Origin of the sequence: Pseudomonas sp. 2995-1 (assembly GCF_002742505.1) — a bacterium.
In the GTDB taxonomy this organism is placed as follows: Bacteria; Pseudomonadota; Gammaproteobacteria; order Pseudomonadales; family Pseudomonadaceae; genus Aquipseudomonas; species Aquipseudomonas sivasensis.
Genome location: NZ_LJSA01000066.1, coordinates 1 through 237, shown reverse-complemented (window position 1 = coordinate 237; position 237 = coordinate 1). Strand labels below are relative to the sequence as shown.

1 protein-coding gene is annotated in these 237 nt (G+C 33.8%); it reads left to right on the top strand.

Annotation, left to right across the window (positions count from 1 at the left end; genetic code table 11):
• Positions 1-237: CdaR family protein (locus tag AOA61_RS30755; protein ID WP_256583304.1), on the top strand; the 237-nt coding region annotated here is incomplete at both ends.

The window sequence follows — 237 nt, the reverse complement described above, 5'->3', positions numbered from 1 at the left end:
GTCCAATAGATGTGATAAATAATATTTCATTTATTGATGGGATAAAAATAGATTTAGATGAAATCACAGGAGATACTACGTTAGAGATTCCAGTACCTGTACCAGATGGTGTGGAAAGGGTAGATCCTGAGATAATTGAAGTGTTTGTAGAAGTTTCTGAGGAAGAGATACGTGAATTCTTATCTGTTCCGATAGAGTTATATGGAGGCACAGAAGGAATAGAATATACATTTATTA